General features: G+C 55.0%; 19 protein-coding genes. 13 read left to right on the plus strand and 6 right to left on the minus strand.

The genetic code is table 11. The annotated features are described in order from the left end of the window. Positions 1 to 161 precede the first annotated feature (161 nt). Positions 162 to 614 carry a hypothetical protein gene (locus tag VGN12_19425; GenBank protein ID HEY4311626.1) on the plus strand — a complete coding sequence of 151 codons (453 nt, stop codon included), beginning with the start codon at positions 162 to 164 and terminating at the stop codon, positions 612 to 614. Positions 615 to 677: 63 nt separating this feature from the next. Here VGN12_19425 and VGN12_19430 read toward each other — a convergent pair whose 3' ends face one another. Further along, a complete protein-coding gene (locus tag VGN12_19430) occupies positions 678 to 1,412 on the minus strand; it encodes a ParB/RepB/Spo0J family partition protein (GenBank protein ID HEY4311627.1) in 735 nt (244 codons plus the stop codon). A 117-nt stretch (positions 1,413 to 1,529) separates the two neighbouring features. On the opposite strand from VGN12_19430, the gene VGN12_19435 reads away from it, so the two are divergent. From VGN12_19435 to VGN12_19465, 7 genes are all read left to right on the plus strand, one after another. After that, the gene (locus VGN12_19435) at positions 1,530 to 2,588 is read left to right on the plus strand and encodes a type IV secretory system conjugative DNA transfer family protein (protein ID HEY4311628.1); all 1,059 of its coding nucleotides are present in this window, start codon (positions 1,530 to 1,532) and stop codon (positions 2,586 to 2,588) included. Then, positions 2,585 to 3,202 (plus strand): TraG/TraD/VirD4 family protein, encoded by a 618-nt coding sequence (locus tag VGN12_19440; GenBank protein ID HEY4311629.1) that lies wholly within the window; start codon positions 2,585 to 2,587, stop codon positions 3,200 to 3,202. The genes VGN12_19435 and VGN12_19440 overlap by 4 nt, the downstream gene beginning before the upstream one ends. Positions 3,203 to 3,287: 85 nt before the next feature. Beyond that, the gene (locus VGN12_19445) at positions 3,288 to 3,563 is read left to right on the plus strand and encodes a hypothetical protein (GenBank protein ID HEY4311630.1); all 276 of its coding nucleotides are present in this window, start codon (positions 3,288 to 3,290) and stop codon (positions 3,561 to 3,563) included. A 577-nt stretch (positions 3,564 to 4,140) separates the two neighbouring features. After that, positions 4,141 to 4,335, plus strand: coding sequence for a hypothetical protein (locus tag VGN12_19450; GenBank protein HEY4311631.1), 195 nt, complete (start codon positions 4,141 to 4,143; stop codon positions 4,333 to 4,335). Between the two features lie 127 nt (positions 4,336 to 4,462). Then, positions 4,463 to 4,708 (plus strand): hypothetical protein, encoded by a 246-nt coding sequence (locus VGN12_19455; GenBank protein ID HEY4311632.1) that lies wholly within the window; start codon positions 4,463 to 4,465, stop codon positions 4,706 to 4,708. Between the two features lie 44 nt (positions 4,709 to 4,752). Beyond that, a complete protein-coding gene (locus tag VGN12_19460; protein HEY4311633.1) occupies positions 4,753 to 4,950 on the plus strand; it encodes a hypothetical protein in 198 nt (65 codons plus the stop codon). A gap of 104 nt (positions 4,951 to 5,054) precedes the next feature. Then, a complete protein-coding gene (locus tag VGN12_19465; protein ID HEY4311634.1) occupies positions 5,055 to 6,680 on the plus strand; it encodes a recombinase family protein in 1,626 nt (541 codons plus the stop codon). Between the two features lie 68 nt (positions 6,681 to 6,748). Here the strand turns inward: VGN12_19465 and VGN12_19470 are convergent, their stop codons facing one another. After that, positions 6,749 to 7,024 carry a response regulator gene (locus VGN12_19470; protein HEY4311635.1) on the minus strand — a complete coding sequence of 92 codons (276 nt, stop codon included), beginning with the start codon at positions 7,022 to 7,024 and terminating at the stop codon, positions 6,749 to 6,751. Between the two features lie 560 nt (positions 7,025 to 7,584). Between VGN12_19470 and dcm the strand changes: the two genes are divergently transcribed. After that, positions 7,585 to 8,601, plus strand: a complete 1,017-nt coding sequence (gene dcm / locus VGN12_19475; GenBank protein HEY4311636.1) for a DNA (cytosine-5-)-methyltransferase — start codon at positions 7,585 to 7,587, stop codon at positions 8,599 to 8,601. Here the strand turns inward: dcm and VGN12_19480 are convergent. Beyond that, positions 8,567 to 9,559, minus strand: a complete 993-nt coding sequence (locus VGN12_19480) for a hypothetical protein (GenBank protein ID HEY4311637.1) — start codon at positions 9,557 to 9,559, stop codon at positions 8,567 to 8,569. The genes dcm and VGN12_19480 overlap by 35 nt on opposite strands. Positions 9,560 to 9,565: 6 nt before the next feature. Further along, positions 9,566 to 10,891 carry a hypothetical protein gene (locus tag VGN12_19485; protein HEY4311638.1) on the minus strand — a complete coding sequence of 442 codons (1,326 nt, stop codon included), beginning with the start codon at positions 10,889 to 10,891 and terminating at the stop codon, positions 9,566 to 9,568. A 10-nt stretch (positions 10,892 to 10,901) separates the two neighbouring features. Between VGN12_19485 and VGN12_19490 the strand changes: the two genes are divergently transcribed. Next, entirely contained in the window at positions 10,902 to 11,234 is a 333-nt protein-coding gene (locus tag VGN12_19490; GenBank protein HEY4311639.1) for a very short patch repair endonuclease, read from the plus strand. A 110-nt stretch (positions 11,235 to 11,344) separates the two neighbouring features. Further along, entirely contained in the window at positions 11,345 to 13,573 is a 2,229-nt protein-coding gene (locus VGN12_19495) for a hypothetical protein (protein HEY4311640.1), read from the plus strand. A gap of 577 nt (positions 13,574 to 14,150) precedes the next feature. Here VGN12_19495 and VGN12_19500 read toward each other — a convergent pair. Continuing rightward, positions 14,151 to 15,212, minus strand: a complete 1,062-nt coding sequence (locus VGN12_19500) for a hypothetical protein (GenBank protein ID HEY4311641.1) — start codon at positions 15,210 to 15,212, stop codon at positions 14,151 to 14,153. Between the two features lie 184 nt (positions 15,213 to 15,396). Next, positions 15,397 to 16,740, minus strand: a complete 1,344-nt coding sequence (locus tag VGN12_19505; protein HEY4311642.1) for a hypothetical protein — start codon at positions 16,738 to 16,740, stop codon at positions 15,397 to 15,399. A 379-nt stretch (positions 16,741 to 17,119) separates the two neighbouring features. On the opposite strand from VGN12_19505, the gene VGN12_19510 reads away from it, so the two are divergent. Beyond that, positions 17,120 to 17,572, plus strand: a complete 453-nt coding sequence (locus VGN12_19510) for a hypothetical protein (protein ID HEY4311643.1) — start codon at positions 17,120 to 17,122, stop codon at positions 17,570 to 17,572. 139 nt (positions 17,573 to 17,711) lie between these two features. Next, positions 17,712 to 20,537: a dsDNA nuclease domain-containing protein gene (locus tag VGN12_19515; protein HEY4311644.1), complete on the plus strand. Its 2,826-nt coding sequence runs from the start codon at positions 17,712 to 17,714 to the stop codon at positions 20,535 to 20,537. The last annotated feature ends 295 nt before the right edge of the window (positions 20,538 to 20,832 follow it).

Below are 20,832 nucleotides of genomic sequence, written 5' to 3' on the forward strand. Positions count from 1 at the left end.
GCACATCTGTACCAGTGAACCTGTCACTTTTGCCGCGTGGCGAGGGACGGCAGGTTGGAACTGCTCTCTTGTAACAGCCGAAAGCATACCCGCAGTCGCCAGGGCCCACGACGTTGCGGTGTACGGCTTCAGCGATCTCGCAAGAGTTTGGAGATTTTCAAATGAAAGAATTTGAATTTGGATTGCGTCGGATTGAGAAACCGGCCAAGCGTCTACAGACCGAATTTGAGAAACGTATCGCCCTTTTGCTTATGGCAAATCTGGCCCAGTCCGGTAGCCGAATGCTGGAAATGCTGCTCGAACTTCAGCCGGAGCAGTGGCGCAGCTTTATTTATGAGGAGGCGATTTCGAAACTGACAGAAGAACTTCGGCCGATCGTAGCGCGTGAGTTGAAGAAATACCGGCTGAACCAAGAGTACCATGTGGACGACGCTGTCCAACGGTTGTTGGAAAAGCTTCGTGGCGGACGTTACTTCAAGACATATCGGGCGACGGAAACACTTCCGAGCATGTATATCCGATCTTGCGCGCGGAAGCTTGCGATGACGATCGCCCGATCGATTGGGCGTGAGGCACGCCGCTACAAGACTAATCGCGAATGTGTTGAAGGCTAGAATTGGCGGTTGCCCGCGTCCTTAACGAGGGCGCGGGCATTTCCGTTTGGCGGTCCGGGAAATTCAGGCTGAACCATCTTTGAGCCTTGCCTGATCCCGCAACATCGCCAAATATGTAGGCAATTCAATTCCTTTCTTACGAGCAGCTTTTGTTCGCGATAAAAGCTCCTCCAGTACATGGATGTAGGCCTCCATCGTGTCTTCGACTCCGGTCGTCACGACCGAACGGACGGCATCAAGCATGGCAGTCAGCCGTTGCCGACGCTGGCTGCTCCCAAAATCCTGCCGCATTGACCGCGCAAGCTCATGCCCGGCACAAAGCCCAATCTCGCCAGATGCCACTCGCTGCCTCAAATCCGGTGGAAGCTCAAGCAATGACAGCAGCTTCGAAACCGTCGCCGGCGACTTGGCGATCTTGCGGGCGACTTCGCCGGCCGTGCAACCTGATTCGAGCATCATGCTCCGAATCGCATCGGCCTGTTCCAAAGGTGAAAGATCCTGGCGAATTGTATTGGCGATCAACTGCCGCTGCTTGACCGCAGCCGAATCCAGCTTTTCCTCGCCAAAGATCACCGGCACCGCCTTAAGTCCCAGCGTAATGGCCGCTCGGATGCGCCTTTCGCCATCCAGCACTGTTATCTTGCCTTCTTCCAGTCGAACCAGAATCGGCTGGAGAATTCCCACTTCCGCAATGCTGGCCTGCAACTCTGCCAAGGCCTGCTCGTCAAAGTCAGTTCGCACCTGGGCCGGACGGCAAATAAGAGCCGGATCAACCTCTTGAATCTTCCGCGTATCCATAAATATCTCCTGTGAAATCGCGACTGCCGCGTGCAATCGCTTCACAAATCTATTTGCCGCTGGAATGCCCCCTACCCTGCGGCAAATAAGAGGTGGATGCTGAGATTTTTAACGCGAATGTTGACGTGGTTGTCCAAAGCGCTCGCGGCGTATTGCGCCCTTCTTCTGCTATTGGCATGGTGGCCGACAAGCCTGCTGGGGCTGATTGCGTTTGCGATATGGCGCATTAAACATCGTCGAGGTCGCCAACTCACCGATCTAGGCTCGGCCCGCTGGGCGAAAGAATCCGACTTGGTTACGGCAGGAATGCTTGGGGCTACCAGCGGATTAATCCTCGGACGCTTGCCCCGTCAGCGGCGTGCATGGAGAGGGTCCTCCACGGGATTTCGCCGGCAGGACGCCTTGGTACGAATGCCCAATGCCGTCCATACCACCGTCTTCGGACCCAGTGGCGCGGGCAAAGGTGTTTCCTTCGTAATCCCGACATTACTAACAGAATCCGAATCTTGCGTCGTGCTCGATTTCAAAGGAGAGCTGGCGCGCTGCACGGCTGAGCATCGGCGCAAATATTTTGGTCATCAAGTGGTGCTTCTCGACCCCTATTGCACAGTGACGCAAAAGCCGGACACGTTCAATCCGCTCGATTTCATTAAAGATGGCCATCCTCTGGCCATCGACGATTGCAACGATTTAGCCAGCGCATTGGTCGTGCGCACCGGGGAAGAGAAAGACCCACACTGGTCGGACAGCGCCGAGGCGTGCATCGCCGCCGTCGCCGCGACCGTCGTGGGATATGGAAAGTCCGACATGCGATCCCTTCAAACCGTTCGAGAAATTCTCAGCCATCCCGAGCGACTGGAAATGGCGATCAAGCTGATGTGCGAGTCGAATCACTGGAATGGAATGCTGGCGCAAATGGGGGGTCAGCTCATGCACTTTATGGACAAGGAAAAGGCGTCGGTTCTCTCCAGTACGTTGCGGCACCTGCGTTTCTTGGGAACACCCGCCATCGCGGCCAGCACGTCCTCCAGCAGTTTCGATCCTGCGCAGCTCCGCCGCGGCAAATTAACCGTGTATCTGATCCTTCCGCCCGAGCGTGCCCAAGCCCAGGCGGGACTGCTGCGGATGTGGGTGGGGTCGCTACTCCGCGCCTGCGTGCGGGAAGGAGTCCAATGAGCCCTGTTCACATGATCCTGGATGAAGCCGCGGTGCTGGGTCCCATGCCGGCAATTGAGAACGCTGTCGGCATTGGTCGAGGGTATGGCGTGCGCTTCCAATTCTATTACCAAAGCCTCGGACAATTGCGCAAATGCTTTCCCGATGGGCAGGATCAAACGCTGTTGAGCAACACCGCCCAGGTCTACTTTGCCACCAACGACAACGCGACGGCCGACTACGTAAGCACACGGCTCGGCGAAGAGACGATCGTGCTCCACTCCGGCGGTGTGAGCCGTGGAACATCCTGGCAGTCCAACGACGGTGCGCAACCTAGCCGTAGTCACGGCGGCTCGTCGGGCAAAAACCAGAACTGGCAGTTACACGCCAGGCGGCTTCTGAAGCCGGAAGAGGTTCTCGCCCTTCCGCCGCGAATGGCAATCACATTTGCCCCGGGCCTGCCGCCGATCCGGACATGGCTACTGCGTTATTACGAGGAGAAACGCCCACTGTTGTTATCCGCGAAGGGTCGCCGGCCGCGTGGCGGCTTGCTCGCGCTGCTGCGGGCGGCGCTATTGTGCGGCGCGTTACTTGGGGCAGCGGTCCTGCTGACAACGATCATCGCGAATAAATGATTTTTATCCCTGCTCCCGGCAAATAGATCAGTGGAGGCGCAGTGGTGTCAAACACGAAGTCGTAATAATCGCCAAGGAGAAGTTTATGTCGGAACTCGCCCGGAAACTTTTCGAGGGACTCAAGACCGCGAAACAGATAACCCTGGCCATCGCCCCGGGTTTGGAGAACGTCGGCTCGGACCTCCAGCGCGAAGGATCGCGACTGGCAACCCAAGGCGCCATGGAACTGTCTTCGGCGCTGTTCAATGGGCATGCCTTCGTTCCGTACGGTCCGGGTCAGTACACGCCAGCCCGCGAACAACTTCCCGAACTGGACCAAACGCACCCGGCGGAACACGAGCATTCCGGCATGGAGCGGTAATTCGTTGAATTGGCTGGATCGTCTTCCGCTCGTGGCATTCTGGCGGCGCATCCTGTTTTGTCGCCAAGGGTTCAAAACCAATGAAAGGAATGAGTATGCGCAGAGATTCCCCATTAATCGAATTCGGTGTCGGCCCCGCAACCGTCGTCGGACGGTTGGACCTCAAAGCCTGCGTCGTCTCGCCAGTCGGACCCGACTCGCCCGAACCGATGCCCGCAGAAGAGACATCGCCGGACATCGAACGGTGGGAAGGTGAAGGCGGATCGATCGGTAAATAACTCGACTTTGTACGCAGGAATCTGCTCATGACGTTCGTGAGCCAAACGCGATGGCAACCAACTCGGAGTAACCATGTTTTACCTTGTTTTGATCGTGGCCGGTATCGGCCTTTACGCCTACGTCAAGAAGCACCCGGAGCAGGTCGCCCAGTGCGCGACCTCGCTGAAAAAGTTCCTCGGGAAGTAAACGGTGGATTGGATCGAGTTGGCGGCGGCGTATCCGTTTGCCGCCGCCAGCCGATCCTCGCCGGTCGGGTAATCAAACATGAACCGCCCCCAGCGGGCAAAGCGAGTCAGTCATGAAGAAATCCACCTTGAAGGGCATCGGCCTGGTGAGCTTGATCTTTGCCGCCAAAGGCATTCAAGAGGTGATCGAAGCCAAGCGGCAGCCCGCCTTGCCGGCGGGGCTGGCGCCCAAGCGGCGATTCCTCGGGATGATGGGCCGCGCCGCTGCGAAAACCGTGCTAACGGTGGCGGGGATCGAGCGGCGTTAACCCGTGGCGCGGCGATGGAAGAGATCGGGCGGGGCGAAACCATGTGTCCGCCCTGCCCTCTTTTTTGCTCAGAGTTTTTCTTCCGGAACCGGCCTCCCTCCCCCAGGTTTGAAGGAAGGATGTATTTGTGAATCGCAAGCTACGCCTGATCGTCGGTCGCGTGCTCTCCGACGCTGCGAACCTCCCGCACTTCTTCGACTTCTCGAGCGACGAACGTATGGCGTGGATGATCGCCCGGGCATACGCGATTGGGAAAGCGGAGCGGCCGACCAAGCGTATCGCGGGCCGCCAACGTCCGGCATGCCCCGACCGGAAACAACCATTCGCGCGCAAACTCCCCGAACTCGGGCTCCGCGTGTCCCTCGCACTTTAAAATCGGCAACATTCATGCATCGCCCCGCTTCCGTCCAAACTTCGATGACGTCCGCTCACGCCTGGGTGTCACCGGCACTCTTGGCACTGACCGTGCGCGTCTGGTCGAAGCGTTACGGACGACCGATCGACGATACGGAAGCGATGGACATTCTTCTTTGCGTCGGCCGCCTGATGGACGTGCTTCGATCGCCGCTCTCCGCGCGGGCTCGCGCGGAGACCCTCTCGCGAAATCTCCCGTAAATATTGGGAGATAATTGCATTTGTACGCCACATTTTGCGAGTGAGATCGTGCCTTGCCCGTTAGAATAAGCGGTTCGCGGCAACGCCGCGGAAAGGCCATTCCCATGAGCAAGCAATACGTCGCCTTCGCCCGTGTCAGCAGTCGCGAACAGGAACGCGAAGGGTTTAGCCTCGACGTTCAGGAGGAAACACTCCGCCGCTGGGTCGACAAAGCCGGCGGAACGATCGTGCGCCTATTCAAGGTCGCCGAGACCGCCAGCAAGAAGGATGAGCGGAAGACCTTCAAGGAAATGCTCGCCTACTGCCGCGCCAATGCGAAGACTCTGGACGGCGTCCTGTTCGCCAAGGTCGATCGCGCGGCACGTAATTTATTCGACTATTGTGAGCTTGAACGGCTGGAGAGTGAGCATGGTGTGCGTTTCATCTCTGTCACACAACCGACGGAAGCGAATCCCGCTGGGCGCATGATGAGAAGGACGCTGGCATCAATGGCTTCGTTCTTCACGGAACAGATGGCAGTCGATATTCGCGGAGGCATCGAGCGACGTGTTCGCGAAGGATGGTTCGCCAATGTCGCGCCCTATGGTTACAAGAACGTCCGCGAAAACGGGCGGGGTCAGGTTGTCGTCCACGAGCGCAATGGGCCGAACGTCATAAGGCTCTTTGAACTCTTTGCCACCGGCACCCACACAATCGACAGCGTCTGCGCGGCCCTGCGTGACGAGGGCCGCGTCTATCGTGACGCCATGGCGAAGTTCCCCCGCGCCAGCGTGTACACCCTGCTCCGCGACCGCGCCTACATCGGCGAGGTGCGGTGGAAGGGTCAGTATTACGCCGGCAAACACCCTCCCCTGACCGATCATGTGACCTTTCAAAAAGTGCAAACGCTCCTGGGCGTGAAGACCTACAAGCATCACGCCCAATTTACTTATGCGGGTGGCCTGATCCGCTGCGGCTGCTGCGGCAACCTGATCACTGCCGAGCAGATCACCAAGAAGAGCGGCAAGCAGTACGTTTACTATCGATGCACCGTCTCCCGTCTCAGTGATCACCCGCGACACCGTGTGACCGAACGTGAATTGAATGAACAGGTGCTTTCAGCGTTTCGCGCGATGAAGCAGGACGACGAGACAACAGCATGGTTCGGCGAAGTGCTGCGTGCCCGCACGCAAGATGAGCGTCGTGAAACGCAGGAGCAGGCGACGGAACTACAGCGGCAACTGACCCGCCTTCGCCAACAGCAGGACGAACTGCTGAACCTGCGGCTGTTACGCGAGATCGAAGAGGAACTCTTCGCGCGCAAGGGGATGGAGTTGCGTGACCGCATCGCGATCGCCAAGGGGCAACTCGACGGGCTGGATGTCACCCGCGGCGAGAAAGCCGAGCAGGCGATAGCTGTTTTCGAACTCTCGCAAAGTCTGATCGAAAAATGGGTTGCGGCCGACTACGCCGCCAAGCGCCAGATCCTCGATATTGTGTTTTCGAACTTCCGGTTGGACGCCGTAACCCTTTGCTACGAAATGAGAAAGCCCTTCGCGCTATTGGCGGAAGGGCTTCTTGTCTCGAACAGCGGAGAGAGTGAGATTCGATCGGCCAGCTCTCGCCAAACTACTGTCGGAGCTCTATTTGCAGCTCAAGTCCGCTTCGGATGCGGATTTAGCTCGTCTCGATGCTCTATTGAAGACACACGGTTTTTTACCATCTCGCGATGCCCGCTGAGGGCAATTTGAGGGCAACCGTCGCATCGTGGCCGCGTTCTAAATGATGGGCAAGCGCACCTACCCGCACGGCTCAGCCTTCAGGGTACCTTCACAACCGCGTGGCTGTAGTCACTTACAGATCTGATCTGCAGGATATCTCGAATGACTTCTTCGGCAAGCTGACGAGAAGGAAAACGCTCAGCCTCTTCGGACGAATGCCCATCCATGCCCGGCATGCCGATGTCCGTGGCGATCACGTCGGACCGCGCCGACCGTAGTCGCTCCACCCCCTCTTCGGACGACGCGGCGACTACGACCTCCGTATCGCAGTCCTCTAGGGCGCGGCGCACCAGCGCCCGCGCGTCAGGCTCAATGCTGACGAGGTGCGATCGGTGGAAGAGATCGTGGGCCCCCGGAGTGCGTTCCCGCGGGAAAAGGCATGGATGCGGTGGCCTGGCTCACAGCGTTGCGTTGGTGGTGCAAACCTTGGGGGTGGCATGGTGGGATCAGCGGCATACCTGCAAGGATGGCGGCGGGCCGGCATTTGGAGTGTGCCAGTCCGCCGCCCTCATTATGGTTCGTGTCGCGTTGAGTGGCGTCCGAAGCTCGTGGGACAGCGTCGACAGGAACCCGGAAGCGTCGCACTAGCTTCAGTGCACTCGCAAATTGATTTCTCACGCAAAGCTCCTTGTTGAGAACAAGAAGCAATGTCCCAACACTCGCGGGATCTGCTCACCCGTGCTCAGATTGCCACAGTGTCAGCACCGGACCATGTGGCGGGTGCAACCGGCAATTCTGATACTGTAATTGGGTCGAATCGCAAGTGCCGCTACTTTGCGATTTCATCTGTGAGACTTCTTCGCGGGACGCCCAACATCGTTTGGTGGCGGCAATCACAAACATTTTAGCGTAACGATGGCCGCTGCCGATAGATATGGTGCGGCTTTGTACATCGCTGGCGATGGCAGCAAGCCGCATTTCTTTGAGGCGGCGATTGAACGAGGCAAGGTTATCAGCGGTTTCATTGTTCGCGGGCTGCGGCGGCAGTGATCTGGGATTACGCCGCGCCGGCATCCAAACGGTCTGGGCGAATGAAAAGAATGAATCCGCTTGCGAGCTATACGGGCGCATTACTTCTTCAAATGTAATGCACCCGGGCGATATCTGCGGCATCAAGAAGTTTCCAAAGGCAGACATTCTTGCGGGATGTTATCCATGTCAGGGCTACAGCCAAGGTGGTCGGCGCGATGATAGTGACCACATCAACTTTCTATACCGCGAATATGACAGGGCCTTGCGGTCGATCAGGCCGCTGGCCTTCATTGTTGAAAATGTCGATGGAATGCGTTTTGCGCAAAACAGCCACTTACTCCACAACCAGCTCCGCCGATTTTGCTTAGCGGGTTACCGAATTACGTGGAAGGTCGTAAATGCCAAGGACTATGGCCTTGCGCAGGATCGACGGCGTTTACTAATCGTCGGAGTTAGGAGTTCCGAGGGAAAACGGTTCACCTTCCCAGCACCCACGCATGGAATCGGTCCTAACTTGAAACCGTTTGCGACCCTACGGGACGTGATCTGGGATCTGAGGAAAGCGCCGGCAGGATCTTTCAATGAAGAGCCCCTGCATTGGTACTATCTGTCGCGCAATCGGCGACGCACTTGGGGTGAACAAGCAACATGCATCGTTGCGCATTGGCGACATGTTGGACTACATCCGAACTCCCCTCCCCTGAAAAAAGTTGGTGAAGATGAATGGACATTCACTCGCAGCGGAACTGTACGCCGCTATAGCTACTTGGAGTGTGCAGCCTTGCAGGGCTTCCCTGATCCCCATGCCTTCGATATATGCTCGGTGCAGTTGCGCTTCCGCGCGATAGGGAATGCAGTACCCCCGCCCCTGTTCTCCGCTGTTGCTAAATCACTTGTGGATCAACTTGGAAATCGGTAATAATTAGCTTGATTAGCGATGCATACGAATCCTTTGCATTTTGTTTTATGAACGCTCGATGATCTGCAAACTCTGCGAGAAGCGTAAGCCGGGCACGGTCCACGGTTAGCCCCGCCACCTTATTAACCTGCTGAAACTCAAGGTCGTTCGGGATGTGACGTGGCGTGCTAAAGACGCGGACTGGAGCTGCCCATGAGACCGGTTTGACCCACTGAGTTAATGAAGTTAATTGATGGTCAAGGTCGTGATACTTCGTTGCATATGCATTGCCGCACGCGCATTGGCCAAGCAAAAATAGTTGCCCCCCGCGCCGGTCCAGCGGCTTCCATACGACGATGTCCAAACCTTGATCTTTCGCGATTAAATGTGTGGGGTCATCGTCAAGGTCGGGATCGGGGGACCAATGCCATTCACCAGTGAGCTCTTGCAACTTTGAAATCACTCCCTTGAATTTCACGGGTCTCTCTTCAAGCTCGTCTGCGGGCCAACCAGTGCGGTAGCCCTTCGCGCCATTCCCCAAATAGCAAATCAGCGCATCTCGCACCAACCGTTCAAATGCTATTGGGAGGCGTGCGAATTCGCCGACGCTCAGGCTATCTGACAAAGATACGGCGAGACAAAACTCGTAGACCAAGGTATCGCTTCGCTGATATAGCAGTCGATTCCCATCCAAGGAAAATGGATAATGCTCCGCGAGCAGATCTGCCCGTCGACGTACTTCAAGCGCAATCTCGCTCGTTGCACTTTCAAACTGGATATCCTCACTTGCCCAGCGTGGAAGAGGGCCTTTAGGATCTGCCACCTCATAATCTTCCATTGCGTCTGCTATTCGGTCGTCAAATGTTCCTGCTTCAAGATTGCATGAGCTGTATTTCACCGCGACAAGTTCAGCTTGGTCGGCATCCTTCGCCACTCGTTCATCTTGGCGGCGGGATTCCCATTGAGACTTTTTCGCCATCAGTAACTATTCCCCTTCCGACTTCATCATGTCGACAATCTTATTGTTAATTTCAGCAGCTAGACTACGAACCTTTTTGCTTGGCTCAAAAAGGTCACTCGCTTCTACCGCCTTCACCTCACCTTGAGAAAGCGGGGTCATGGCGTTCTGCAAGGCTTCCTGAGCATCAAATAAACCATCAGAGACGCGATCCTTTGCGGGCTTTAAGAGTTGTGCCACCTCTTCGATAACTTTGCCCCGCTTTAAGAGACGCCGGCTATCCGGATCCGCGATTGCCTTTGCCAAATCAGCAATTTGGCGGGAGTCGGTAATTGCCGCGCGTCGCCCTTTATTTTTGTTTCCGAAAAGAAATGTCAAGAGCTCGCCAGCATCGTCCAACTTCTCTCTCGTTTTGGGAACGGGTGACTTATCGCCACCTTTCGTCAGGTCAGGCAAACCTAACCATTCTCTGACGGGACCATATCCGAGAGCGGTATAAACCCATGAGAAAGGGTATTCGGGATTGCTTCCGCGACCTGGTCGCAGGCTATCTTTTGGATTGAATTGTGCAGCAGCGATCAACTGGTTAACAAAATAATAACCCTCAAGGCTACGCGCGACTGTTCCATGTTGATCGCCGATCATCTGTGTTACGTCATCAAGTGTCAGTTCACTTGACTCGAGCACTTTTGCTACCCATGCAGCTTTGGCAAAAGAATCCCATGGCTGCGAGGCAGCAATATGCCTCACGCCGAGATACGATAATAACCCTCTTGAATCTGCATGGACGCGAACGGGAACTTCGGTGATCGGCGGTTGATGATGCTTAGACTGCAAGGCTTGATATTCATGCGTGCGTTTCTCATGGTTTTTTGCGCGCGGATCGCCAGCGAGTATGAGGCATGCAGCCAGTCGTCTATTTCCTTCAGCAATCCGAATATGGCCTTTGGGCGTTTCCAGCCGTACTCCTACCATTGGCTCGGCTTCAAAATATCCGTTGACTGCAAGCGAACTCAAAACGTCGTCCACTCCGTAAACATTAACAACGGCATCGAGTATTTCAATCTCAGTCCGAAAGTGTCCAGCCTGTGCACCAAGGCGGGGATTGCCGGCATCCAGGTGCAAATGGGTTAGCAGAACGAGAGCGGTACCCTCTACTTCATTGTGATCTCCAAGCCGCTGCTTTGCAGTTTTTACGGGTTTTTTTGCAGTCTGACTTGTCGTAACTTTCGTCTTAGCCATTTGATCGAATCCTTCCAAGCAGTATCCACATAAGTTCTTCTCGCGTCCAGTTTGCTGGCCGACATTTCCATCCTTCCAGTTGTGCGGCAGGCGTGCGATGATTTGGGGCATGGCTGATTTTATGACACCGCCTCAGCGGAGCAGGTGTATGTCTCGAATCCGGTCGAAGGACACAAAACCGGAACTGCTGGTGCGGCGATTGGTTCATGCCTTCGGTTTCCGGTACCGGCTTCACGTCCGCACGCTTCCTGGTACTCCCGATCTTGTATTCTCTTCGCGTCGAAAGGTCATCCATGTGAACGGATGTTTCTGGCACATGCACAACTGCGGGCGTTGTTGGATTCCAATGACACGTCGGAAATATTGGGAAGCAAAATTGTTACGAAATAGGCGGCGTGATCAGCAGACGCGCCGAGCGCTGCGCCGGCTCGGCTGGAAAGTGCTAACCGTTTAGGAATGCAAGACCGGCGACATTGATGCGCTGGGGGAACGCTTGGCCACATTCTTGGAAGGTTGAGAAGCGACGAATCAATCCCTGCCGCGTTATCGAGGGCGATGTATGATATGAAAGCCGTAATCACACGTTCCTTACCGATGACACGCAGTGCTCGGGCCGGTACTCAAATTCAAGAGCTTCGCCACATGATACAGCAAGGTAACGGTATTAGTCGCGAGGTTGTGCTCGCGCAGTTGATGACCGCTAACGAAAAGAGCGACGCGGCTGCAATGGGCACAGCACTGATTGACCTGGTCAAGCTCGAGCCTAACCGTTGGCGTGAGATCATTTTGCTAAACGGAATTGTCCCGGATGCTAATTCGCGTGAATGGCAGAAACGCCTTCCGGTTTTTCTCGATGCCATTAGACAGGTCGTTGAGGCAAATGTGCTTAGCCTGAACGGACTGGACGCAGCGGCTAGGACGCTAGTGGCATTGTTGGATATCGGTCAGCGGTTGGAGCGGATTGGCAAACGCCTTAACAAAGGCGCATTCTTTACTCGATCCAAGGCAACACAGATCTATCGACTTGCTATCTGGTTGGAATCCCAATCCACCCTGGTGCACGAAGCAATCGCCAAGGTGGCCGTCTCTGGCAAGAATTATGATCCGGTCGCTGCCGTGCAGACGTCGCTTTCCGCGCCGGGGGTTTCCGGTAGCGTCAGCCCTGTGCGATCTTGGGAAAACATGGTCGACGCTGCAGAGCTAGTACTCAGATACGTAATGTGGCGCCAAGCGAAGGCCCAGTTTGGGACGATTGATTATTCGGATTCACCCTATGAAGCGCCAGATTTTGAAGAGGTGACACGGCTTTCGACAGCATGGCAAGACTTGGAGAGTATTTGGGCCGACGTCAAATTCAATGGCTGGCTGCCAGAGATGGACAAAGATGTCATCATCTTTGTTCCGCCCGACCAAGATGACCTACGTCGCCGGTTCGTCTCAATTGTCCGTCAAGATCGTTTCGTTTCTCAAGAAGTATCACGGTGGATGAATGAGCAAGGCATCCCGTCCAATGACGAACGAGCAGTCCGCAAGTTAGTTCGTACCGTACGTGTTCCGCCACGCGGACAGGTATGGAAGTGTGGAGAAGTCGACCCGGTGCGTTTGAATAAAGCATCCAAAGATACGCGGGCGTTACGCATCGCTCGCTTCCACGTCGATCACCGCCACTTCAAAGCGCTTGTGAATGGGCTCGCTAAAGGTATGGGACCAGCGGGCATAACATGGGAACAATGGCTGACGGTGCGTAACGTTCTGGCTGTGACCTGTCAGGTGTACTTTCAGGCGGTTCAAGATCAGGTCCGTTATGAAGACGGGAAACGGGAGCGGTCGGTCGTACCGGTCAAGACCGAAGAACTTGCCGCGTTCATTGCTGATGCAACCGGACTTAGCGGAGATCAATGCCGAGCATGTATCGAGCTCATGACCTTTGGGTCAAAGTACAAAGGACTCGATCTATTTGACCAGCCGCTCCTACCGGTTGCTGATGACGTTGTTCTCCTCGTCCCATGTCTCGTCGCAAACGGCAACCCGGTCTACTCGCTCGAGCACTTTGTTGGCACTTTCGGGATCGGCAGTTTCTCGAGTCGAGGTATCCCGTTTGAGCAGAGCATGGCGGACGAGCTCAAAGCCAAAGGCGTGCCGGCCAAAGCCGATGTGTGGGCGCAATTGCAGGATGGCCGGCGAATGAACTACGACACCGTTTGTTGGTGGATGGGCTACCTAATCCTGATCGAGGCCAAATGCGTTAAAACTGAATTCTCCAGTGCAGACGATTTCAACACCCGCTCGGCCGTCGACGAGTCGATCGATCAGCTAATTAGGCGTCGGGATAGCTTAAAGGAGTACTGGGAGGCGTTAAGGGCTGCTGCTCCAGAGCTGAAACTGCCAGCGGCGCCCCCGCCTCCGGACAGAGTGCTCTATGTTTCAGTGACAAATTCCATGCGATTTAGCGGACTTGTCCGGTCTGGTGTTGTCTGCACCGATGACTTCTGTCTTCTTAAGTATTTCGGTTCCGCGATGTCGCCCGTATACGAGTTGAACGGCAACACAATGAAAGGCGTTGGCATGGTTCGGAACCGGCCTGACGTACTCGGTCCCCTCAGTTGGATGAACTATCTCCGGAACCCTCCACAGATTCGCTCGCTCGACCAAGACGTGAAGATTACTCTCCGCGACGTAATGCGCTTGCCCGATGACCCGAGTACCATTCTCGTACCTCACTACAGCTATTCTGGCTCGACGGCAAATATTGTTCACTATCTAAAAGGTGGTTTCGCTAAAGGTTCGACGTGACGTCTACGGTGGATAACTCACTGTGGCGGTTGACGCGAAGTCCCGTGCAACGGTACGGCAGTCGCAACGGGATCCCAAGCTGTACGCCGACAAGATCGAGTGGGCGGAGGGTGCGGACGTGCTCCGGCTCAAACGCGCCCCGTCGCCTAGCTCGTTCGTCGGCGGTGGTGCTCGCGGCACGATTAGTCTAGCTGCTTCTCCGGGGCATACCTTCGATCACGCTGATTTCCTCCGGGCAATTGGCGTGGACAAGAAGGAAATCAAGAGAACAAAGAAGCGCAGGCCGCATTAGCGTGTAACCTTAATCGTTTCGGCAAATTTGGTCGCTAAGACCGATGTGCCGGAATCATCCGATGAACTCGATCATCTCCTAGAGCAGCAAAGGCTGCTGAATGCCGTCGTTAATGCGAGTATCGCGGTGCCCAAAACACCGCAACCCTCGTTTGGTGACGAGGGTTGCATGAACAAGGAAGTAGCGGGGGCTCGTTACGTTACTCGTCGCCTTGTGAAAGTGGCGTTTTGGGGGTGTTTTCGGCGGGTAGCGTGAAGTATTCGCAGCGAAAACACCTGACCTAGGTTAAGGATTTGAAAACTTGCGGATCAAACCCTCGATGGTCTTGGCATCCATCCGGCCCCGGACGACGTGCGAACCCGTCACATCGATTGATCGAATCGGGAGGTTTCGGCTGACGACGGGCCAGGCTACTTCCTTTGTGAGAGCCTGGTCCTGAAGGTGGCTACCGCTGACGTGATCCTGAAAGTCCTTAAGAAACAGCCCAGTTACGCCGCCGTCGGCAACGGCGGAATACAGCATTGTACTGAGATGCCCGTTGGAAACGGTGATGGGTAGATTCGATCGATCGTCGCGTCTTCTGATTTCCCAATAGAACAAGGTGGCGGCGGCCTGCCCGGTGCCGGCGAAGGCCGGCAACGTGAGTGCAGCGTTCATCAACTCTGGCATGGTCACCGTCCAGATACCGCTCATCGCCGGGCCTTCATCCTCGGTGAAGATGTTATCGACCGGGATTGTGGTCGCACGGCCTCTGGCTACCATTGCATCGATCGCACGCTTGTACTCGGGTTTGAGGTCCCGGCCCCCCTTATCCAGAAGCAAGAGAAAGTGGCATTCGCTCAGTCCATAAGCGGCAAACCCGCCGAAAATCTCCGTGATGGCGCGTCCAGATACGACCGTGTCAACGAAGATGAAGCGGAAGTGGTTGCGTGGCCGTACTTGACTGACGCCGACGGCGAGTGAACCTGCCTGCTGTCGAAGGAACTCGTAGAATCTGTACGCGGGCTCGCTCTTGTCGCCGCGAAGGATCGCGGCAAGCACCCGGCTCCAGTAACCGCGGATCGCCGACGACGAAACATTTTGGTCACTCGCGATATCCGCAGTGAATGGAAGGTAAAGCTCCTCCATGCGAACCAGCGGCGGCGCGAATAGTCTTGGCCCGCGTGTGGCCGCAGTTTGGTTGTGCGCGTAAGATTTTGCAGCCTGAAGAAACGGATGGGCTCCGCGTGAGGGAACTACAAGGAGGTCGTATCCTTCCATGCGAAGCGTCTCGATGTAGTCGTGCATTGCCTTGCAGGCCGCCGCATAAGACTGAACATCGTTCAGCGTAAGGTCCATAACATTCATGCGCTTGTACTCCAGTGCGAGTCTGAGGGCGACTCGGCATCGCCCCAAGAAATCTTCTTCGCGCCGATGGACCTCGTGTTCCTGCATCCCAGCGTTTCGCCGTTAGTGTTTCGCCTGTCGGTGGTAAACGCTATCAGGCGAATTGCCTCGTGAGGTGCAGGCTGACAATGTGACCCCGTTGGAGTCATGTGATTGTGCGGTATAGGCCGCACGCGTCAAAAAACTCCCTGAATTTCTCAGTCACGAGTTCACAGGCGCTGGACCAATTCTCGTGGGCTTCGATCGACCAGGCCGGAGTACCGTGGCAGTACGGACCGCCTTGCCGTAGCACTAGAGGAGGCAATGTCGCCGGCAGGCGTGTGAGCACCCCTCCAGCATCCATTGCCCCTCCGTCTACCAAGCATGCATCGCCGAGCGCTAGCACACGCGTGTACTGCTCCGCGAAGCGTCCACCGGCGGTTGAACGCGTAACGTCCACCAACTCCCGCCCGCATGCGGCCATTACCTCGCCTTCGGCGGGCAAGGCGCTGGCCCCCAGTGCTTCCGCAACTACATTGAGTGGATTGGAAAGACCGCCGCTTTGCGCCAGGTTGGTGACGAGCAACAAGAAGAGATAACCTCGGTCCCGGCGACGTAGCGCCGCACGGCACCGGCGCACCGCCTCCTCCGGATCCTCTGTACGGCTTCCCCGGTATTCAGGCACTTTAACCCGATCGAAAAATTCGGACGGCATCATTAGACAGATCGATGAGAGACGGGCTGCAACCTCTAGTGCATCCACCAAGTTTCTTCCACCCAGGAGATTCGCGGCCGTGTGCGCCGCAACCGTATACTTGACAAAGTATGGTTCATAAAGGATCTGGTCGAGGCCGGATGCGACCTCGCCAACGTACATTTTCTTTTCAAATTCGTCTGCGATACCAGCACTCAAACGCATTTGGGTACGTACCTCAGCGGCCATAGCTCTGGCCTCGAGCAGCGCGGCCACGGACATCGGCACACGGGCAATCCGCCCACCGTCGGGGTGGAAAAAGCGGACGAAGAACACCGGCTGGTCAGGAAGTTCCCGGCCCTCCACGTCGAGTTGTAACCCAGTTGAGAAGTCGTATATCCAGCGCTCGCCCGGACGCCGCGGCTTATCAGCGGCCTCGCCGAGTTCAAAAAAGTAGTCGTTCCGATGAATCTCACGAATGGTACGAAACAAATCTGCAACGGACGCGAAGCGATTGTGGTTTCCGCTCAGCCGGGCATCCATCCCGTCGTAAGTCTGAGCTAAGAGCTTCCGACCGAACAAGGTGCAAAGATGATCCACCATGTGCTGACACTCATGCACTAGGACCGGGAAGACCGTCCGCGATGTCAGAGCATCGCCGCGAAGAGCCGCCTTGACGTCTTCGTCAGCGAATCCGTCCAAACGGAGCGATTGCGTCATCGAACAATATGAGCCGGCACTCACATTTGGGAAGGGCTGGAAACGCTCTCCTATGGAGTCGAGCTTCTCAGAAAGAGTCCGGGTACGCTGGCGCATTGAGTGGATTGTAACGCGATACCTTGCCTGTGCGATCGTCCATCGATGAATTGGGAAACGTGGGCGGTGTTGATCAACTGAAAGGCATTTTCGCTGGCGACGGACATGCTCGACGACTTGCTCACAACGCGGACGTCAGAGCGATGGTTTCGGGAACGTGTGTTCGACAAGTATCTGTGGTGGAATTCATGTTTTGCGATTGGTAGGCTACAAAGTAGGGTACAATTTTCAGCCTGGCAAGTTGCTCGCGTTTGGACCACCGGCGACGATAATTTTTTCGTGACAGGGCGAAAGCGATTTCGAGCTTGAGAAGGGTCTAGCAATGTTGAGTAATCGATTAGGACGCGTCATATTTCTACTCGCTTTTGGAGGGTCAGTGTTGGCAGCCGATCCGCCCGCGCAACAAAACACAGCTCAGGATTTTACGCCCGTACGAAGTGTGGATCCGAAAGCTCCAAATACGTGGTCGTTTGATTGCGATATGACAGTCCAAGGCGACATAACCAAGATCGTCGTGTGGATTGATACAAAGAATTTGGAACATAGCGCCGAAGCTGATCACCCCGTCAAAGATGACATCACTTTGTATCATAAGGACGGCAGATTATTGGGTAAGCAAGAGGTCTTCCCAGGTCAGGGTAGCATTCACGTCACCGAATTCACGAAACATGAGGATGGGGAAACGTTCACCTTCACGTCCGCAGACCAAGATAAGTTTGATGTCGCGAAGGACGCACTCACACACGGATTCCAAATGGTCCTTGGGACAATGAGCAATCCTGATATCAAGCTTGTTGATGTGGCAATTACGTATACCCCAACCCAGAAATAAAATACTGCGTGGTCATTGGCACATTCGCTATGTGAATACAGTGAGGATCAGGACGCCTGCGATGGTACCCTCGAATCTTGAGTTCTAAGTTGGGGCACTGCGGGATACGTTAATCACTATGCCGATGGCGGTCAGCAGCATGTTCGAAACGATCGATCCAAAACAACTCCGGCGCATCGAAAGCGTACATCGCGGTTTTCTTTATCAACATTTGTTTGGCGCGGGATGTTTGTTGCTTGCCGCAGAGAACAACGTCGAAGAAATTCGCGTCGAGCGAGACGAAGACATTGAGGTGTTGCTACACGACCGCCTTGTATATTGCCAGATTAAAACCCGCGAGGATAAGCTCACCAGTGGAGACATTGCCGATACTCTTGATCGGTTCGACATACTTCGGCGCGAACATTCAAAATCGAGACATTCGCTGAAGGCTGAATTCTGGATTGTTTCGAATTCCGAACCGAATGGGCCGCTCGCATTCCGTATGAAGGAAGATACGTGGCCTGCGGACGTAAGGATCACATACCCCGGCTGCACGAAGCACAGCCCGGAATACTTCCCTCCGCCATGGCGCGATCTAAATACCGCCGTTGAGTGGTGTTCTTTAAGGGCGGGTAAGGTGCCACTCGGTAGGCTCTCTGGTCCGACCCTCGCATGGAAACTTGCGGCACTCGTTCATCATGCCAGCACCGGTGAAAGTGCGCGAAACGACCACGGCTTTCGCACAACTGAACTACCATCCCTCTTTGAACAGATCATACTTCAGCTTCAGCGCTTTCCAGCGGCTCCTGAACCGTATCGAGAATTGCAAGATGAACCGTCTCTTGATGAACCCGATCGGATACGACTGATTACAGGCTTCTCGGGGTCGGGGAAAACTTCCTGGGCAGCGGAATGCGCACGGCATTCAGGAGCGAACCTCGCGTACTTTGATGTAAGCGGAATTCCCGCAGAGGCCTTCGCGTCATCGCTAACGCGCGAATTATCGGCCCGATCGGAAGTCGACAGCGCTGCGAGATCCACGTTGCTTGCGCCAGGGATGAGCGGAATTGATTCACTTCGAATACTTGACCGCTATCTGCAAAACAACTCCAAAACTATTCAAATCGTTGTCGATAATGTTCATAAAATTTCCGCATCAACCGTCGCAGTGACTGTTGCTGCCACGAGCCACATGAGATGGCTTATTCTAGCGCAGCCCGGCTTGGAGACAGGTGCGTTGGCCGCAGCTCTCGGTGTTGAAGGTGACTCGCTATTGGGATTCACTCTGGATTCAATTGCGGCAGAGTTTCGTGCGGTGAACATACCGATTAGCGCTTTAACTGCCGACCGAATTCTCAGAATTACTGGCGGGTTACCGCTTTTTACGCGACAGGCTGCTTCCATGGCAGACAAACTGTACGGCAAACGCGTTGAGGTGATGTGCGATGAACTAGAGGCACGTACACATACAGTTTCAACCGCCCAGGAACTGCTTCTCAATGGAGGACTATCAGCGCTCCCGCAAAGCGCGCGCGAAGCCGCTGCCGTATTGTCGTTGAGCGACATATCACTAACTGCTCATGAAGCCCGCCGGCTGATCTGCGATGCTCTTCGGGTTAGCCCTGCGCAAGCTGCGGCATCAATTCGATTGGTTTCAGATTTAGGAATCATCTCCTGCGGCGCGGAAGAAATCTTGATGCACGATAGCTTTCGCTTGGTGAGCGGAAATACAGTGTCGGCGATGCCGGCGGACACTATCTTCCGAGCATTCACTTCATTGAAAGAAATTATCATCGCTCCAGGGAAGAAGGGATGGGATTTCTCCAGACAGTCTTTTTTGTACCGACTACTTCCACAGATCGGGGAGACCAAAACACTCGTAGATCTTGCGACTCATAATGACGAAATATTTGCCGAACATGGCTATGTCTCGCTTGTGCGACCTCTTCTTCAAAACGTAGTAGAGAAAAGCAATGCTCCCGCAAGCGATCGATTTTGGGCACTTGATACGCTTCTATTTTGGGACTTCCAAGAAAATACAACTTCTGAAGTTGGTTCCAGACTGACGAAGTTAGAACAACTGCTTCTTGAATGCGGAACAGATGACGTTCATAAGCGAGCGGCTTTCGCGCTCAAGCAACTTCTCAAAGCGCGCCTTGATCGCGACATCGCCAAAGCGACTTCAATTGTTAAGGATGCGGAAACATGGTGTGGCGATGATCCCGCTCGGTTACTGATCTTTAAATACAACTTGGCGACCACCGAATTTCTTTGCGGTGTTTTCGAGTTATCCGCTCGTCACTCACAGGAAATTATTGCTGGATATTACACGCTTTTGGGTCTACGCGAAGAAGATGTGAATTTTGCAAGCCAGTTATCTATTTTACAAAAGCTCAGAAATGAGGGCGAGGAGACATTCTCCAACCTAAAGAGGGTCGGCGACGCCCATCAACTCCTTGCGAGAGCCCTTAAAAAACTGGGACTAGTCAAGCCACTTGCACGCATTCATGCACATAAATTCTACGTTTTAGGTGAAGCTATTACGTCTGCTGTTGGTGTCGGTCAAGATGCAGCGGACGACTTTGTGGAACGCGGAGACTATGAGGGCGCTCTGATGTTTCTCGACCAATACACGCTTCCAATTGTCGAGGAGTTCAAACTGTTGGAATACGTTGTCCCGGTTCGGGCGCAGCGTGCCGTTGTCCTCGCCTACTTAGGGGAAGAGGAGGAGTGCCGTGAAGAGCTCGACAACCTCGAACAATTCGCCATCGAAAGTCCCACCCAACGGGCCGAGTTCAAAAATCAGCAGCGATTAGTGGAATCGATATTGTCGAGACGAAGAACGTTGATCGCCGAAGATTTACCAGATGATGACGTTTTAGAGTCACGATGGCAGCTCAAACAAAAGATCGGGAGAAATGATCTTTGCCCGTGCGGATCTGGCAAAAAGTACAAGCGATGCTGCCTTCGTAATTCTAGTTAGAACGATTTAAGGATATCCGTCTCGCCTTAGTTTCCCTTGGATTTCAACAACTACCACATTCGCATCGTCATCGAATAACGGGTCGTAAGGCGCATTCGAACGGCCGACACAGCTCCATTGCGGTTTATGACGACCTCTTGGTTTCTTGAGTGGCGGTGCGCTCAATGAGCGTTGAGTTCAGTGGCAACGTGGACTTGATTCACGGTCGTCGAAGTCATCGCCGCCGCGACGGGCGTTGGCTTCGTCGGCGGCAGCTTATGGCACGCCCGCCGGGTGTAACAATGGTTTGGTTGGG

The sequence above is a fragment of the Pirellulales bacterium genome (assembly GCA_036499395.1).
Taxonomy (GTDB): Bacteria; Planctomycetota; Planctomycetia; order Pirellulales; family JACPPG01; genus JACPPG01.

Bases quoted from the DNA above. Each gene is read 5' to 3' on its own strand.
- VGN12_19500 (HEY4311641.1), bottom strand. From the start codon at position 15,212: ATGAATGTTATGGACCTTACGCTGAACGATGTTCAGTCTTATGCGGCG.
- VGN12_19495 (HEY4311640.1), top strand. From the start codon at position 11,345: ATGAAAGCCGTAATCACACGTTCCTTACCGATGACACGCAGTGCTCGG.
- VGN12_19450 (HEY4311631.1), top strand. From the start codon at position 4,141: ATGAAGAAATCCACCTTGAAGGGCATCGGCCTGGTGAGCTTGATCTTT.
- VGN12_19460 (HEY4311633.1), top strand. From the start codon at position 4,753: ATGACGTCCGCTCACGCCTGGGTGTCACCGGCACTCTTGGCACTGACC.
- VGN12_19515 (HEY4311644.1), top strand. From the start codon at position 17,712: ATGTTCGAAACGATCGATCCAAAACAACTCCGGCGCATCGAAAGCGTA.
- VGN12_19425 (HEY4311626.1), top strand. From the start codon at position 162: ATGAAAGAATTTGAATTTGGATTGCGTCGGATTGAGAAACCGGCCAAG.
- VGN12_19505 (HEY4311642.1), bottom strand. From the start codon at position 16,740: ATGCGCCAGCGTACCCGGACTCTTTCTGAGAAGCTCGACTCCATAGGA.
- VGN12_19465 (HEY4311634.1), top strand. From the start codon at position 5,055: ATGAGCAAGCAATACGTCGCCTTCGCCCGTGTCAGCAGTCGCGAACAG.
- VGN12_19435 (HEY4311628.1), top strand. From the start codon at position 1,530: ATGTTGACGTGGTTGTCCAAAGCGCTCGCGGCGTATTGCGCCCTTCTT.
- VGN12_19490 (HEY4311639.1), top strand. From the start codon at position 10,902: ATGACACCGCCTCAGCGGAGCAGGTGTATGTCTCGAATCCGGTCGAAG.
- VGN12_19440 (HEY4311629.1), top strand. From the start codon at position 2,585: ATGAGCCCTGTTCACATGATCCTGGATGAAGCCGCGGTGCTGGGTCCC.
- VGN12_19445 (HEY4311630.1), top strand. From the start codon at position 3,288: ATGTCGGAACTCGCCCGGAAACTTTTCGAGGGACTCAAGACCGCGAAA.
- VGN12_19485 (HEY4311638.1), bottom strand. From the start codon at position 10,891: ATGCCCCAAATCATCGCACGCCTGCCGCACAACTGGAAGGATGGAAAT.
- VGN12_19430 (HEY4311627.1), bottom strand. From the start codon at position 1,412: ATGGATACGCGGAAGATTCAAGAGGTTGATCCGGCTCTTATTTGCCGT.
- VGN12_19480 (HEY4311637.1), bottom strand. From the start codon at position 9,559: ATGGCGAAAAAGTCTCAATGGGAATCCCGCCGCCAAGATGAACGAGTG.
- dcm (HEY4311636.1), top strand. From the start codon at position 7,585: ATGGTGCGGCTTTGTACATCGCTGGCGATGGCAGCAAGCCGCATTTCT.